General features: G+C 38.6%; 17 protein-coding genes. 6 read left to right on the top strand and 11 right to left on the bottom strand.

Translation table 11 applies throughout. The features are described from left to right. Nucleotides 1-417: 417 nt before the first annotated feature. Both ligA and zipA read right to left on the bottom strand, forming a co-directional pair. Nucleotides 418-2,424 (bottom strand): NAD-dependent DNA ligase LigA, encoded by a 2,007-nt coding sequence (gene ligA / locus A6E03_RS04135; protein ID WP_065593845.1) that lies wholly within the window; start codon nt 2,422-2,424, stop codon nt 418-420. An 88-nt stretch (nt 2,425-2,512) separates the two neighbouring features. Further along, nucleotides 2,513-3,436: a cell division protein ZipA gene (gene zipA / locus A6E03_RS04130; protein WP_065593846.1), complete on the bottom strand. Its 924-nt coding sequence runs from the start codon at nt 3,434-3,436 to the stop codon at nt 2,513-2,515. A 283-nt stretch (nt 3,437-3,719) separates the two neighbouring features. Between zipA and cysZ the strand changes: the two genes are divergently transcribed. The 5 genes from cysZ to crr all read left to right on the top strand — a co-directional run bounded on the left by cysZ (nt 3,720) and on the right by crr (nt 8,549). Next, nucleotides 3,720-4,472 (top strand): sulfate transporter CysZ, encoded by a 753-nt coding sequence (cysZ, locus tag A6E03_RS04125; RefSeq protein WP_065600218.1) that lies wholly within the window; start codon nt 3,720-3,722, stop codon nt 4,470-4,472. 163 nt (nt 4,473-4,635) lie between these two features. Continuing rightward, a complete protein-coding gene (cysK, locus tag A6E03_RS04120; protein ID WP_065593848.1) occupies nt 4,636-5,604 on the top strand; it encodes a cysteine synthase A in 969 nt (322 codons plus the stop codon). Nucleotides 5,605-5,923: 319 nt separating this feature from the next. Further along, on the top strand, nt 5,924-6,181 hold the full coding sequence (ptsH, locus tag A6E03_RS04115; RefSeq protein ID WP_005420435.1) for a phosphocarrier protein Hpr: 258 nt from the start codon (nt 5,924-5,926) through the stop codon (nt 6,179-6,181). 57 nt (nt 6,182-6,238) lie between these two features. Then, nucleotides 6,239-7,963: a phosphoenolpyruvate-protein phosphotransferase PtsI gene (ptsI, locus tag A6E03_RS04110; protein ID WP_065600217.1), complete on the top strand. Its 1,725-nt coding sequence runs from the start codon at nt 6,239-6,241 to the stop codon at nt 7,961-7,963. 76 nt (nt 7,964-8,039) lie between these two features. After that, nucleotides 8,040-8,549, top strand: a complete 510-nt coding sequence (crr, locus tag A6E03_RS04105) for a PTS glucose transporter subunit IIA (RefSeq protein ID WP_065593850.1) — start codon at nt 8,040-8,042, stop codon at nt 8,547-8,549. 329 nt (nt 8,550-8,878) lie between these two features. Here crr and A6E03_RS04100 read toward each other — a convergent pair whose 3' ends face one another. The 3 genes from A6E03_RS04100 to A6E03_RS04090 form a co-directional block, all read right to left on the bottom strand. Next, complete coding sequence (locus A6E03_RS04100) at nt 8,879-9,784, bottom strand: Dyp-type peroxidase (RefSeq protein WP_065593851.1); 906 nt, start codon at nt 9,782-9,784, stop codon at nt 8,879-8,881. An 82-nt stretch (nt 9,785-9,866) separates the two neighbouring features. Then, a complete protein-coding gene (locus tag A6E03_RS04095; RefSeq protein ID WP_065593852.1) occupies nt 9,867-10,259 on the bottom strand; it encodes a hypothetical protein in 393 nt (130 codons plus the stop codon). Nucleotides 10,260-10,272: 13 nt separating this feature from the next. After that, nucleotides 10,273-10,722, bottom strand: a complete 450-nt coding sequence (locus tag A6E03_RS04090) for a DUF2919 domain-containing protein (protein WP_065593853.1) — start codon at nt 10,720-10,722, stop codon at nt 10,273-10,275. A gap of 203 nt (nt 10,723-10,925) precedes the next feature. Between A6E03_RS04090 and A6E03_RS04085 the strand changes: the two genes are divergently transcribed. Continuing rightward, complete coding sequence (locus tag A6E03_RS04085) at nt 10,926-11,285, top strand: DUF2956 domain-containing protein (protein WP_065600216.1); 360 nt, start codon at nt 10,926-10,928, stop codon at nt 11,283-11,285. Between the two features lie 65 nt (nt 11,286-11,350). Here A6E03_RS04085 and A6E03_RS04080 read toward each other — a convergent pair whose 3' ends face one another. From A6E03_RS04080 to napF, 6 genes are all read right to left on the bottom strand, one after another. Continuing rightward, nucleotides 11,351-11,482 (bottom strand): TIGR02808 family protein, encoded by a 132-nt coding sequence (locus A6E03_RS04080; protein WP_065593855.1) that lies wholly within the window; start codon nt 11,480-11,482, stop codon nt 11,351-11,353. Nucleotides 11,483-11,492: 10 nt separating this feature from the next. Further along, nucleotides 11,493-12,068, bottom strand: a complete 576-nt coding sequence (locus A6E03_RS04075) for a NapC/NirT family cytochrome c (RefSeq protein WP_060991610.1) — start codon at nt 12,066-12,068, stop codon at nt 11,493-11,495. Between the two features lie 32 nt (nt 12,069-12,100). Beyond that, a complete protein-coding gene (locus A6E03_RS04070) occupies nt 12,101-12,589 on the bottom strand; it encodes a nitrate reductase cytochrome c-type subunit (protein ID WP_065593856.1) in 489 nt (162 codons plus the stop codon). A gap of 70 nt (nt 12,590-12,659) precedes the next feature. Further along, entirely contained in the window at nt 12,660-15,149 is a 2,490-nt protein-coding gene (gene napA, locus A6E03_RS04065; protein ID WP_065600215.1) for a periplasmic nitrate reductase subunit alpha, read from the bottom strand. Next, the gene (locus tag A6E03_RS04060) at nt 15,146-15,430 is read right to left on the bottom strand and encodes a chaperone NapD (RefSeq protein WP_065593858.1); all 285 of its coding nucleotides are present in this window, start codon (nt 15,428-15,430) and stop codon (nt 15,146-15,148) included. The genes napA and A6E03_RS04060 overlap by 4 nt, the downstream gene beginning before the upstream one ends. Continuing rightward, entirely contained in the window at nt 15,430-15,948 is a 519-nt protein-coding gene (gene napF / locus A6E03_RS04055; protein ID WP_065593859.1) for a ferredoxin-type protein NapF, read from the bottom strand. The genes A6E03_RS04060 and napF overlap by 1 nt, the downstream gene beginning before the upstream one ends. Between the last annotated feature and the right edge of the window lie 139 nt (nt 15,949-16,087).

Below are 16,087 nucleotides of genomic sequence, written 5' to 3'. Positions count from 1 at the left end.
GAAAAGGGGAATTTAAAAATTGTAATTACCTTATATTTTTCCTGCATACACGCTGTGCATCCATGAGATAAATACTAAACCGTTCAAAAAAAACATAAAACAAAAACTTAATTTTCTATAAAAAAAATATGAGCGAGCGCAAACTTCTTTCGCATTAGTGATTAAGATCAAATTAAATAGATCAAAAATCATCAAGAAACATCTTTTTAAGTTAAAACAGCACGTTATAAATATAAAAAAAGACTCAATGCGACGAAGATCACAGTTACCTTGCAAGCGGTTATTTGTTTCATATAAATAATCACAACAAGTATCGATACAAATGTTTAAGTTATACCAAACAATTAAAGCCATTTATTTCAGGCATAAAAAAAGGAGCTCTAGGCTCCTTTCATTTAATAAGTGGCTATTTAATTGTTAATTTAGCAACTCAATTAACTGTTCTTCATTCATTACTTCGATTCCAAGCTCTTCCGCTTTGGTTAATTTGGATCCTGCCGCTTCACCTGCAAAAAGAATATCGGTTTTTTTAGATACGCTACCAGTAACCTTTGCGCCTAACTCTTGCAATGCTGCTTTGGCTTCATTACGTTTTAATTTATGAAGCGTACCGGTAAGAACCACCACTTTACCCGCTAATGGTTGCGGTACTGATTCATCAAGCGCTTTAATTTCAGGCCAATGGACTCCCATTCCTCGTAAATCATCTATAACTGCTTGATTATGTGGTTCAGCAAAAAAGTTTAATACATGCTTTGCGACAATGTCACCGACATCACTTACTTCTATAAGCTGTTCAAAACTAGCAACCTGAACGGCTTCTAATGTTGAAAAATGTAGTGCTAAATTCGCAGCCGTTGCTTCACCCACCTCTCGGATCCCTAAAGAATATAAAAATCGAGGTAAGGTCGTTGCTTTGGCTTTATTTAATGCATCAACAACATTTTGAGCTGATTTAGGTCCCATTCGCTCTAATACAGTAATCACTCCAGCAGAAAGTTTAAATAAATCGGCTGGCGTTTCTACCATTTCTTTATCCACTAACTGCTCGACAACCTTATCTCCCAACCCATCAACATCAAGTGCTTTACGAGACACAAAGTGTTTTAATGCTTCTTTACGCTGTGCCGCACAGACTAACCCAGCACCACAACGAGTAACTACCTCACCCTGTATTCGCTCTAACTGCGAATCACATACAGGACACGCAGTTGGGTATATAATAGCTGTACTATTTTCAGGACGACGGGCCTCCACAACAGACACAATTTGAGGGATAACATCACCTGCACGACGAATGATCACTGTATCGCCAATATGAACGCCTAAACGTGCGATTTCATCTGCATTATGTAGTGTTGCATTGCTTACCGTTACCCCACCAACAAATACTGGCTCTAGTTTTGCGACAGGGGTAATTGCTCCAGTACGCCCAACTTGAAATTCAACCCCCTTCAGTATTGTTAACTCTTCTTGTGCGGGAAACTTATAAGCTATCGCCCAACGAGGAGCTCTCGCAACGAAACCAAGTTGCTCTTGCAGCTCGATATCATCAACTTTAATAACAACACCATCAATTTCATATTTCAATGCATCTCTACGTTCAAGAATATCTTTATAGTACTCTTTCACTTCACTTAAAGATGTACATTGTTTGGTTTCTTCACACATTGGAAGTCCCCAACGTTTTAACTGTACAAAGCGTTGATAATGACTTGATTCCAATTCACCGCCATCAATCACTCCAACACTATAAGCATAAAAGCTCAGAGGTCGAGTTGCGGTAATCTTAGAATCTAATTGACGTAAACTCCCAGCAGCCGCATTACGAGGGTTAGCAAATGGCTTCTCTCCTCGTTTAAATGCACGTTCATTTAATGCCTCAAAACCGGCTTTTGGCATAAAGACTTCACCACGAACTTCTAAACGTGCAGGCCAGCCCTCACCTTGTAAAGTTAAAGGTATGCAACGGATAGTTCTTACGTTCTCTGTTATATTTTCACCCGTTGAACCATCACCTCGAGTACCTGCTTGAACTAATCTACCATTTACGTATAAAAGGCTAACAGCTAAGCCATCTAACTTTGGCTCACAACAGAAAAGTGATATCGACTTAGCAATAAGGCGATCATTCATTCTTTTTTCAAAAGCTTCTAGTTCTGTATCATTAAATGCATTATCTAAAGAGAGCATTGCTATTTCATGCTGAACTTGAGTAAACCCATCAAGAGCCTTACCACCCACTCGTTGACTTGGCGAATCTATCGTTACTAATTCAGGGTGTTCAGATTCAATAGAAAGCAATTGTTGCATCATTCGATCGTACTCAGCATCAGGCAGCTCAGGGCTGTCTTCTACATAATAACGATAAGCGTGATAGTTTAGCTGTTGTTTCAACTCATCCAATGTCTGTTCAGTACTCATGGCTCATCAACTTCTTTTTCTGTTTTTACAAAAAATAAAAAAAAGGCTCACAAGGAGCCTTTCTCAATTAACTATAATGATAGACGATCTACTTATGACAAAACACTTTTGCTCGTTGTTTATATTCATCTATCTTATTTGGTGTCAGCATATCTCGTTTTTCATCTAAAATATTGCCACCTAATTCAGAGCTAACTAGCTGAGCGGTTTGCAGCATTAATTTAAAATTATGCTCTGCATCACCGTAGCACGGGAGCGGCAAGAAAAATGAGATACCTGGTGTTGAAAATTCTTCGCCTTCTGGCACTTGAAAATGTCCCGGAGCAACCATGTTTGCGGTACTAAATAATACAGCCCCACTACCAGACAAATCAGAATGGCGATGATAAATACCCATATCACCGAACAGTAAACCATTTTGCTCTAAACTATTGAATAAACGATTACCATTAAAACGTTCACTTCCCATCCCATGAACATTAATAACAATGACGTCTTCTTCTGGTTCTTCTTGCATTACCGCAACCGGTTCAACGACTATATTAGGCTTTTCAACTTGAACTAACGGCTGAGGTATCTCTTCAGGAGGGATAACGGCTTCATCAATCGCTGAAAATGACATTATTGGTTCTTGCTCAATCTTTATATCATGTGACGATTGTTGTCTTATTGCTTCCGCCGGTATTTCTATTGGTTGTTCCTTAATCTTTTCTATTGGTTCTGGTATTACATCATCATGTTCACCATCAAAAAGAGGATCTTTAGAAAATGAAGAGTCTTCTCTTACAAACGCAGGTTCTTTTCTCTCTTTAGGTATAATATCTTCTTTTGCTTGATCAAAAGCACGCATAGGAGCTGGCTGCTCACTATCAGCATCTGAATCAAAATCTATATCTATTTTTTTTCCAAATTTTGAGCTCGTTTCTTTACGACTCGTCCATAAGCCATGAAACAATAACGCCGCAATGGCTAATGCCCCAACAAGTATCAATACTAATCGCAATTCTTGCATCGCTAACTCTCTGCTCTTCTGCTTTATTGAACCTCCCTTCTTATAAAAAACAAAGGAAAGTTTACCTCGACTACCATGAAAATAGCTCAACTATAAAAGTTAATCTACCACTACTTATTAGTAATGTACCAAATAATAGGCCTATTGTTGAATAACAAAATGAAAGTGGTGACATAAATCTTACAATTGAACAATTTACACCGCCTTTATTTACTCTAATTCCATTTCTTTGTGCGTATTTTTGAGTATAGTGAATGCATGATACACAAAACGTAAATATATTATGAGTTCATTAAAACAAACCCAATCTGGTGTTCAATACTTTTTGAAAGGTATATCACTAGCGTTGACACCAGGCATCCGTCGCTTCGTCTTTATTCCCTTGCTAATAAACTTTGTATTATTAGGAGGATCATTCTTCTATTTATATAATCAAATTGGGGGGTGGATTGATCAAATCCTAGACCAAATCCCAAGTTGGTTAGATTGGATCTCTTATTTATTATGGCCATTAATTGTTATCAGTATCTTAGCTGTATTTTCTTATTTTTTTAGTACCCTAGCCAATTGGATAGCAGCACCTTTTAACGGTTTATTAGCGGAGCATTTAGAAGCAAAACTAACAAATCAGCCAGCACCAAACGGTGGCGTTATTGATGCATTAAAAGATCTACCTCGTATTTTTAAACGTGAATGGCAAAAATTGAAATATTATCTACCCAAGGCCCTTGGGTTGTTTATCCTTTTTTTCATTCCCGCTATAGGTCAAAGTGTCGCCCCAATACTATGGTTTCTATTTACCGCTTGGATGATGGCTATTCAATATTGTGATTACCCATTTGATAATCATAAAGTTCCATTTGAAGTAATGAGAGACGATTTAAAAACCAAGCGCGGTAAGTGCTTATCTTTTGGCTCTTTAGTTACACTTTTCACTATGACTCCTATTCTTAATTTATTTGTCATGCCTATTGCGGTATGTGGTGCAACAGCAATGTGGGTCGATGTTTACCGCGATAAGCACTCTAATTCTTAAGACTTAAATCTACATAGCATAAGTTCATCTATATCTTATAACCTTTAGATCCTTTCTCATTTGAATAACTCTTCGTATTCTAGATAGGTCGAGTTACTCAAATGAGTTGCCAAATATTTACTCTAAAACGAATCACGCGCTACGTGAAATGAAGGAACAGATCATGACAAAGATTTACGAAGATAATTCTCAAACTATTGGTAACACTCCTCTTGTACGTTTAAACCGTGTAAGTAATGGTAACGTATTAGCTAAAGTCGAAGCTCGTAATCCAAGCTTTAGTGTTAAGTGCCGTATTGGTGCAAACATGATCTGGGAAGCAGAAAAAGCGGGCACATTAAAAGAAGGGATTGAACTCGTAGAACCAACCTCTGGTAATACAGGTATCGCTCTGGCCTTTGTAGCAGCAGCTCGTGGTTATAAGTTAACCCTAACAATGCCTGCATCAATGAGTTTAGAGCGCCGTAAACTGCTTAAAGCGCTTGGTGCTAATTTGGTTCTAACTGAAGCACCAAAAGGCATGGGTGGCGCAATCGCAAAAGCTGAAGAAATTGTTGCAAGTGACCCAAGCAAGTATCTATTGCTACAACAATTTAATAATCCAGCAAACCCTGCTATCCATGAAAAAACAACAGGCCCTGAAATTTGGGAAGCTACTGAAGGTAATATAGATGTATTTGTTGCAGGTGTCGGCACTGGTGGCACGCTAACAGGAACAAGCCGTTATCTAAAACACACTCAAAATAAAGCGGTACTGTCAGTTGCTGTTGAACCTGCAGAATCTCCTGTAATTGCACAAGCACTTGCTGGACAAGAATTAAAACCATCACCTCATAAGATCCAAGGCATCGGTGCTGGTTTCATTCCTGGGAATTTAGATTTATCTCTTATTGACCGTGTTGAAGCGGTAACGTCTGAAGATGCTATTGCAATGACACGTCGCTTAATGGAAGAAGAAGGTATTCTTGCCGGTATATCTTCAGGTGCCGCTGTCGTTGCCGCAAACCGTATTGCTGACCTTCCTGAGTTTGCAGGAAAACAAATTGTTGTTGTATTACCAAGTTCAGGTGAGCGTTACCTAAGTACCGCACTTTTTGCTGGATTGTTTACAGAACAAGAAAACGAGCAATAAACATACAAATTTCACGTGTTCAAATCAATTTTTCATCCAAAAAAGCCCCTTATGGGGTTTTTTTGTTGATTTCATTTCACTCCTTAGTAATAATCTAGCCACTTTATTTTTAGGTGTAAAATAATTACAATCTAATATAATGTATCAACACCAAGTCATCTTAGTATGACTAAATAAGACAGAATGTATAAATTACTGTCGTTAACTTATTTACATTAAGACGGATTGTTTCTGAAGCAATGATGTGCGAAAGTACGGTCATAAACAGAATTGGTTAACGACATTAATTCAACATAAAATATAAATCGGGGTATACACAATGTATTCACAAGACGTAGTAATCACTGCAGAAAACGGCCTTCACACTCGTCCAGCGGCTCAGTTCGTTAAAGAAGCGAAAGGTTTTGATGCAAAAATCACTGTTACTTCTAACGGTAAAAGCGCAAGTGCTACTAGCCTTTTCAAACTACAAACTTTAGGTCTAACTAAAGGTACTAACGTAACTATCTCTGCTGAAGGCGCTCAAGAGAAAGAAGCAGTAGACCACCTAGTTAAACTAATGGACGAGCTGCATTAATCAGCTTTTTCTTTAATTATTCTCATTCTCTAATTTGATCAATGTTAAGGTAAAGCTATGATTTCAGGCATTCTAGCATCTCCAGGTATTGCTTTTGGTAAAGCATTATTACTTCAGGAAGATGAAATTGTCCTAAACAAAACTCCAATCTCTGAATCTCAAATAGAAGCAGAAGTTAAATGTTTCTTTGACGCTAGAGCTAAGTCTTCTGAGCAATTAGAAGCGGTTAAAGCGAAAGCGCTAGCAACATTCGGCGAAGAAAAAGAAGCAATTTTTGAGGGGCACATTATGCTTCTTGAAGATGAAGAGCTAGAAGAAGAAATCTTAGCACTTATCAAAGACGAAAAGCTTGCTGCTGATTTTGCAATTTACTCTGTAATTGAAGAGCAAGCGTGTGCACTTGAATCTTTAGATGATGATTATCTAAAAGAGCGCGCTACAGATATCCGTGATATCGGTAGCCGCTTTGTTAAAAATGCATTAGGTATCAACATTGTTTCACTGAGTAATATCAATGAAGAAGTTATCCTAGTTGCTAAAGATTTAACACCGTCTGAAACGGCACAAATAAATCTAGACTACGTTCTTGGTTTTGCTTGTGACATCGGCGGTCGTACTTCTCACACCTCTATCATGGCGCGTTCTCTTGAACTTCCAGCTATCGTTGGTACAAACGATATCACTAAGCAAGTGAAAAATGGCGACATGTTAATTCTTGATGCGGTTAACAACAGAATTGTTATCAACCCATCAGAAGCAGAGCTAGCTGAATCTAAAAAAATCCGTGACACTTTAGTTGCAGAAAAAGAAGAACTAGCAAAACTTAAAGACCTACCAGCTATCACTCTAGATGGCCACCAAGTTGAAATTTGCGGTAACATCGGTACAGTTAAAGACTGTGACGGTATCATCCGTAACGGCGGCGAAGGTGTTGGTCTGTATCGTACAGAATTCCTATTCATGGATCGTGATGCACTTCCTACTGAAGAAGAGCAGTATGTTGCTTATAAAGAAGTAGCAGAAGCGATGCATGGTGAGCCAGTGATCATCCGTACTATGGATATCGGTGGTGATAAAGATCTACCATACATGGATCTTCCTGAAGAAATGAACCCATTCTTAGGATGGCGTGCAATCCGTATCAGTTTAGACCGTCGTGAAATTCTACGTGATCAATTACGTGGTATTTTACGTGCCTCTGCACACGGTAAACTGCGTATCATGTTCCCAATGATCATTTCTGTTGAAGAAATCCGTGAGCTGAAAAAAGCAATCGAAGAATACAAAGTAGAACTTCGAGCTGAAGGCCTAGCGTTTGACGAAAGCATCGAGATCGGTGTTATGGTTGAAACGCCTGCTGCCGCTGCAATTGCACATCACTTAGCGAAAGAAGTTAGCTTCTTCTCTATCGGTACTAACGATTTAACGCAATATACTCTTGCTGTTGACCGTGGTAACGAAATGATTTCTCATCTGTACAACCCACTATCTCCAGCGGTTCTGCTTGTAATTAAGCAAGTAATCGATGCTTCTCACAAAGAAGGCAAATGGACAGGTATGTGTGGCGAGTTAGCGGGTGATGATCGTGCAAGCTTACTTCTTCTTGGTATGGGCTTAGACGAATTCAGCATGAGCGGTATTTCTATCCCTCTTGTTAAGAAAATCGTTCGTAACTCAAACTTTGCAGCAGTAAAAGCAATGGCAGATGAAGCACTTCAAATGCCTACAGCAGCAGAAATTGAAGCTCACGTTGAAAAATTTATCGCAGAAAATACTAAGTAATAGTATAGTTGCAAAGAATTAAATATAGCCACTAAGTTTTAGTGGCTATTTAATATAAACTTTAGGGAGCTACACAATGGGTCTGTTTGACAAAATTAAAAGCGCATTTTCTTCTGAAAGCGCTAACGTTGGTGCTATCGACATCATCGCACCTCTTTCTGGTGAAATTGTAAACATCGAAGATGTGCCAGACGTAGTATTCGCTGAAAAAATCGTTGGTGATGGTATTGCTATCAAACCTGCTGGCAACAAAATGGTTGCTCCAGTAAACGGTACAATCGGTAAAATCTTCGAAACTAACCACGCTTTCTCTATCGAATCTAACGATGGCATCGAGCTTTTTGTTCACTTCGGTATCGATACTGTTGAACTAAAAGGCAAAGGCTTTACTCGTATCGCTGAAGAAGGCCAAGAAGTTAAAGCTGGCGACACTGTAATCGAATTCGATCTTGCGTACCTAGAAGAGCACGCTAAATCAACGTTAACTCCTGTTGTTATCTCTAACATGGACGAAATCAAAGAGCTTACTAAGCTTTCTGGTGCTGTTACTGTTGGTGAATCTCCAGTTCTTAAAGTAACTAAATAATCTTTCCTAATCGATTGATTTATACCAATGTAACTAATTAGATATTCTATTTATTACGCAGGGAAACCACTTAAGAGTAAGGCAAAAATTCTTATCTGTAGTTATTCTACAATACTAATTTTTAACGCAACTATTAAGTGATTTAACCAGTAAGAATGATCAGATAATTAATGGCATTGGTATTAGTTTACAGAAGACATTAAAAAGGCCGCTGTTCTCTCTAAGAGAAAACAGCGGCCTTTTTGTATCTGCTCTAACATAAATAATTACATTGGCATTAAGCAAATACCATTATTTCTAATGGCACCTACTTTAGCTTTAGAACCGTATTATTTAACCTTTAGCTCAGCGAACATTTCTTGTGATGGTGCGAAGAAGTAGCCACCAGTAACAGCATCCGTAAAACGTAACAATTGATCTGTTTTACCATCGATTTCACCGTACATATTATCCAACATGACCTGGAAATTATGAACAGAATGGCAATATGCGATAAACAGTAAACCATGATCACCCGATACCGAGCCGTATGGCAAGCTATGGCGTAAAATCTTAACGCCTTTACCATTTTCTTTAATATCAACTCGACCTACGTGAGAAGCTGCTGGAACGTCTTCTAGCTCTATTGAATCAGGCTTAGTACGACCAATGACTTTTTCTTGTGCCGCAACAGATAAACGATTCCATGCAGGGATCTTATGCACGAAACGTTGACACATCATGTAGCTTCCACCCGCAAATTCACCGTCTTTAATTAATGCCACTTCAGCGCGCGCTTCATTTTTAGGGTTTTCTGTCCCATCAACAAAATCAGTCATATCACGAGAATCTAGGAAGCGATATCCTGAAGTCTCTTCTTGAATTTCTACGTACTCAGAAATTACATTCATTAGTTTACGTAAAATATAGAAATGCAAATCATGTCGATTTGAGTGAATATGAATTAATACGTCACCATGTGTTGCTGGTGCGATAATATCGCCTTTACCTAATTGCGTAAACTTTGCCAATTCAGGGGGCATTGGAGAAGATAACGTAGCCCAAAAATCAGCACCAAAAGAGATTGCGCTACTTAAGTTCGCATCAGGCTGACTTTCATTTAGTTCAGTAATTAATGAGGGAAGTGCTTGCAGTTGCTCTAATACAAGCTGAGCGTTAGTTTTGATATTTAACGTTACGTATAATGCAAATCGATCTGGTTCTGGCAGTAATGCATTTTGAGGAGTATGTGACATGAACTCAGTTCCTTTCTATTTTGAATTAACTGAGCTCATTATATGTAATAAACCATGGGAGTGTTTGATAAAAAATAAGAGTTTATGAAGAAATTACCTCAACCGAAAGTTTTACTGTTTCATTTGCTGAAGAATCTGACACCATATAAGACTCTAAATTATTTAATTTGGTAATAATTGTTGGAGCACATAATATTCTGATGTTCCCTTCACCTTCTTCTTCAGTGACACGAAAAGCAATTTCAACATTTTCAGCGTCGATATTTTTAAGCTCAGCCCACGCTTGTACTTGGGATTGTTTATCGATTGAATTAAAAACTAACGTTTCTTCACCCAACACTAATGACGCTGATGAGTTCGTTATGCGTTGCATATTCGGGCGATTAATCTCTAACCCCAAATCCAATTGCCAATCCGCCATTACTAGTGGGCTTAATAATGCACTAAATAATAATGCGCTTGTTGATAAATCCATTGTCTGCCCCCTTTTAAGTCAGACTAAAACATATTTTCACTCGTTTACTTCGGAACAAAAATATTAAAAACCAGCTAAGAAATAGGATAATTACCGCGCTTCCTAACTGAAACTCTCCACGATTCACCACGACTGATTGTATTAGCATGGTGAGATCAATAAGAACCATAATAATGGTAAGCCATCGACCTTGCTTCCAAAGGGTGAGCATAAGAGGCCGTGTCGGCTTTTTAAAATTACTTAACCACATAAAAAATACAATGGGTAAGCTTAAATACAAACTAGTATAAAGGTGCGTATGATTAGGGTAAAACAATGCAAGTAAATCTGTTCCTTGCTCACGACTCGCTCCAGCCATTACAAAAACAACAACAGAACGAATTAAAATTGCCCAACCAAACCATAACCACATTGGTGGCTTCAACCAGCCATGCTCGTCATATTCATCAAATGAATAGTGCATTCTCTACCTTCAAATAAACTAACAACTTTCTCAGTAGACTTAGTCAGCTTACTGAAATAATTAAAAATAACGATTGGATAAAATTAAAACTTTGAGCTAAAACCAACTCAAAATTCAAAAGCAATGTTGCCGTCACACTTTGTATCAGTTACTGTTTAAATATACATAAAAATACTCTCAAATATTAAAAATAAAGACTATCTATGACTAATAATAAAAAAGCAAAAGAAACGATTTCTGTTGAGTCACAACAAGAAGCTATGAAGATAGCTAAAGCTACACAAAAACCAGCTCAAACAAAAGAGCAAACTAAATTGATTGCACAAGGAATAGAGAAAGGTATTACTCTTTATAAAAAACAGCAAAAAGAAAAGGCAAGAGAAGCGGATAAGCTAAAGAAAAAAACATTACGTACAAAACAACACAATACTGATCAACCTGAAATAGAAGATAAAGCAATACTAAAAGATAATGCCAAGCCAAAATCAAACAAAGCGTTACCATGGGTATTACTGGCTCTAAGTTGGGTAGGATTTATTTATTATTCTACATCTGGCTTTTAATCATAAAAAAAGAGATGTCGCAATTAAGCGTCATCTCTTTTTTATTATTTTAATAAGGTCTAAAGTTATTCTTTGTCAGCTTTAATTGACAGTACCCAAATAGACAATACTGCAACAACAGCAAAGCCTCCAAGGATGATTGAAGGCATCGCTATATAACCTAACGTATGCCAAATAACCGATTCTAACGTACTCATAGTAAGCTCCTTACCACCCTTCAACGCCAGACATATCAGGCAGCTTATGTGCGATACCTTTATGACAATCAACACATGTTTTATCACCTGATGCTAGTGCCGTTGAATGCTGCTTCGCACTACGAGGGCCTTGCTCAGAGAAATCCATATAATTAAATTCATGACAATTACGACATTCCTGAGAGTTATTTTCTTTCATTCGATGCCACTCTCGCTCTGCCAGATGACCTCGACGCTCTTTAAATTTCTCTTCAGTATCAATCGTTTTTGTTACGTAATGAGCAAACAATTCTTTTGATGCTTGAACTTTACGTACAATTTTATCTGTCCAGTTATGAGGTACGTGACAATCAGAACAGATTGCTCGAACACCAGAACGGTTTGAATAGTGAATGGTTTCTTGGATCTCTTTAACGATTGGTGCATGGCAACCAGAACAAAACTCTTCTGTATTGGTTGCTTCCATACCCGTGTTAAATGCGCCCCAGAAAAGCAAACCACCCATAAAGCCCATAAATAGGACAATACCTACTGCTGCTTTACTTGGAGAAGAAAAACGCTTCCAAAATGCTTTTAATAGTTTCATGTATAGCCTCTCTTAACTGTATTGGCTATTAACTAGCGCAATGAGTCCACACGTTCAAATTCATTTTCAACTAATGGTTTTGCATCAGCTTGAGGGACGTGACATTGTAGACAGAAGTAACGTCGAGGTGATACATCTGAAAGAACAGCATCTTCACGGTTTACATAGTGCGTTACACTGATCTTAGTTGCACCCATTTCTTTTGCATTCTTCCAGCTATGGCACGATAAACACTTATTTGCGTTTAATGATACTTCATAGTTGCGAATGGTATGAGGAACCAATGGTGGTTGATAAACGTAATCACTTTCTAACGCATGGTCACGAGGGAAACGTTTAAAGTCATCCGCTGGGCGTGTCGTTTCTAACTCTGAAGCCCCACGTAATGATTCAACGCCACCGATGCCACCAGGGTTATTTAATTCCGTGGATGGTGATTCGGTAGTTTGTTCTGATTCTGCTTGTACTGCACCTGCAAACAACAGTCCAATTGATAGAAGCGTTATAATGAATTTTTTCATTCTACTTTCTCCGCCTTAAGGCAAACTCTTTGAAATAGACCACCACATCAGATGGTCTATCAATTATTAATTAAGCAATTTTAGTGATTTTAACTGGGCATTTTTTGTAATCCGTTTGCTTAGAAAGCGGATCGGTTGCGTCCAAAATCAACTTGTTAATTAAGATGCGAGCATCAAAGAATGGTACAAAGACCAATCCTTCTGGCGGACGGTTACGGCCACGAGTTTCAACACGAACGCGAACTTCACCACGCTTGTTTGAAATTAATACTTCTTCACCACGGCGTAAATCACGTTTTTTCGCATCCGCTGGATGAATATAACAAAGTGCATCTGGAACGGCTTTATACAGTTCAGGAACACGACGAGTCATTGTTCCTGTATGCCAATGCTCAAGAACTCGGCCAGTACATAACCACATATCAAACTCTTCACCAGGAACTTCTGGAGGCGCTTCATAAGGTGCGGAAATAATCAGAGCTTTACCATCAGGCTTGCCATAGAAGTCCCAATCAGATCCTTTTTTAGCGTATGGATCTGAGCCTTCTTTAAAGCGCCATAATGTTTCTTTACCATCAACAACAGGCCAACGTAAGCCACGTACTTGGTGGTAAGTATCGTATGGTGCTAAATCATGACCATGACCACGACCAAACGTTGCATACTCTTCAAATAGGCCTTTTTGAACATAGAAGCCTTGATCTTTCGCGTCATCATTTAGCTCTTGAGCTTCAGATAATGGGAAGGCATCTACGTTGCCATTTTTGTAAAGTACGTCGTACATAGTTTTACCGCGGAATTCAGGTGCTTTAGCTAATAGCTCTTCGCCCCACACTTCTTCTACTGTGAAGCGTTTTGAGAATTCCATGATTTGCCATAAATCAGATTTTGCTTCGCCTTTTGCTTGTACTTGTTGGTACCAAGCTTGAGTACGACGCTCTGCATTACCGTAAGCCCCTTCTTTCTCTACCCACATTGCTGTAGGAAGAATCAAATCAGATGCTTGAGCAGTTACTGTTGGGTACGGGTCAGAGCACACAATGAAGTTTTCTGGATTCCGATAACCCGGAAGACGCTCACCATTAATATTTGGGCCCGCTTGCATGTTGTTGTTACACATAACCCAGTAAGCATTAATCTTGCCGTCTTTAAGCATGCGATCTTGAACAACAGCGTGAGCACCAGGTGTACCATTCAATGTACCTTCTGGCAGCTTCCAGATTTTTTCTGAAATTGCACGGTGCTTAGGATTAGCAACAACCATATCTGCAGGTAGACGATGTGAGAATGTACCTACTTCACGAGCCGTACCACATGCAGAAGGCTGACCAGTCAATGAGAATGGACTGTTACCCGGCGTTGAAATCTTACCCGTTAACAAGTGAATGTTATAGACAAGACTGTTCATCCAAACACCACGAGTGTGCTGGTTCATACCCATTGTCCATAAAGACATTACTTTCGTTTTTGGATCCGCGTATTGCTTCGCTAATGTGATCAGATCTTCTTCTGATACACCTGACATTTCAGAGGCTTTTTCTGCTGTGTATGGTGCAACTGACGCTTTATATTCCTCAAAACTGATCGAGCTCATCGCCCCAGAGTTAGGATTCTCAGCTTCCATTTGAAGCGGGTCAGTATCACGAAGACCATAACCGATGTCAGTCGTTGCTTGCTTGAAGTTCGTATGTTTATTAACGAAATCCCAGTTCACTGCATCGTTTTGAATGATGTAGTTAGCGATGAAGTTAGCAATTGCAAGGTCAGATTGAGGTTCAAAAATGTACCCTTTGTCTGCTAATTCAAATGAACGATGGTAGTAAGTCGATAATACGTTCACTTTAACGTGTGGATTACTTAAACGACGATCTGAAATACGAGTCCATAATACTGGGTGCATTTCAGCCATATTTGAGCCCCACAATACAAAAGAATCTGCGTGTTCAAAATCATCGTAACAACCCATTGGCTCATCAATACCAAAAGTACGCATAAACGCACCTACCGCAGAAGCCATACAGTGACGAGCGTTCGGGTCGATGTTATTTGAACGGAAACCGGCTTTCATCAGCTTAACCGCGGCATAACCTTCCATTACAGTCCACTGACCTGAACCAAACATACCAACACCTGTTGGACCGTGTTTTTTCAGAGCCGCTTTCCATTTTTCTGCCATTGTATCGAACGCAACATCCCAAGATACAGGAGCAAAATCACCTTCTTTATCGTATTGACCATCAGTCATACGCAACATTGGCGTTTGAAGACGATCTTTCCCGTACATAATTTTAGAAAGGAAATAACCTTTAATACAGTTAAGACCTTTATTTACTGGCGCTTCTGGATCACCTTGAGTCGCAACAACACGACCATTTTGAGTGCCCACAAGTACAGAACAGCCAGTACCACAAAAACGACAAGGCGCTTTATCCCATTTAATTTTTGTTTCGTCAGAACTAACGATTAAATTAGTTGCAGATGCAGGCAATGTAATACCTGCAACAGCTGCAGCTGATGCTGCGGCGTTTGCTTTAACAAACGCACGTCTTGTCATTTTCATGATTCATCCTCACATTGCGAATCAAAGTGCTCGATTTGGTGGAAAACTAAAGCGACATTTAGAATTCCTTCGAAGTCATTTATTTTATCGATTGAATCGGTGATATATCCTTGATTCTCAGTTTCAAGTACAACAATTAACTTGCCCTCTTCACTTTCTCCATGGATTTCCGTATTCGGTAGTGCCAGTATTTTTTCTTTTGTCTGCTTTAAAAATTCAGGTTTAACATGAACCACTAAACTTGAAATATGAACTTCGTTCTCAGGCAAATTTTCTAGCATTATTTTTGCTCTTCCAGTGTCATGCTGATAGCAGAAGTAGGGCAAACGGCTACGCAGCCTCCACATCCATTACAAACATCTAAGTTAATTTGAGGCTGAGCAACGTTACCCAGCACAAGTTGAAAGCGGATAGCTTGTGTTTCACACATATCACTACAACTACGACATTCAACTGAGTGCTTTGCTAAACAACTTTCATTTATAGATATTTTATGAGAGAAAGTTGGCACAATAGTTAAATCAAATAGGTTTTCAGGGCAATTTTGTGCACATCCTTCGCAAAAAGTGCACTCCCCTTTAGTAAAATCGACAATAGGAAAACCACCATCGCCTTTAACAATTATATTTTCTTCGCACGCTTTAATACACTTTTCACATTGAGTACATTTAGACACGAAATCAGCTTCGTTATTAACCCAAGGTAATCGTTGTTGTATTAAAGGATGTATCTTATTCTTACTTGAAAAACGATGAAAAATACCACGCTTAGAATGATCAATTAGATTATTTTGACTCATCTATTCACAACTCCCATCGTTTATTCACAATTTTATACGTTGGATTTTAAATTTTGTTATATTTATTGATATACCCCATAATGGCTAAACGAGGGGTGTATTTGTTTTAGATCAATTTTTAAAACAAATAAAAACAACA

This window comes from Aliivibrio sp. 1S128 (assembly GCF_001691065.1).
Taxonomy (GTDB): Bacteria; Pseudomonadota; Gammaproteobacteria; order Enterobacterales; family Vibrionaceae; genus Aliivibrio.
The sequence above is the reverse complement of the archived record's forward strand: the minus strand, read 5'-3'. Positions and strand labels throughout refer to the sequence as shown.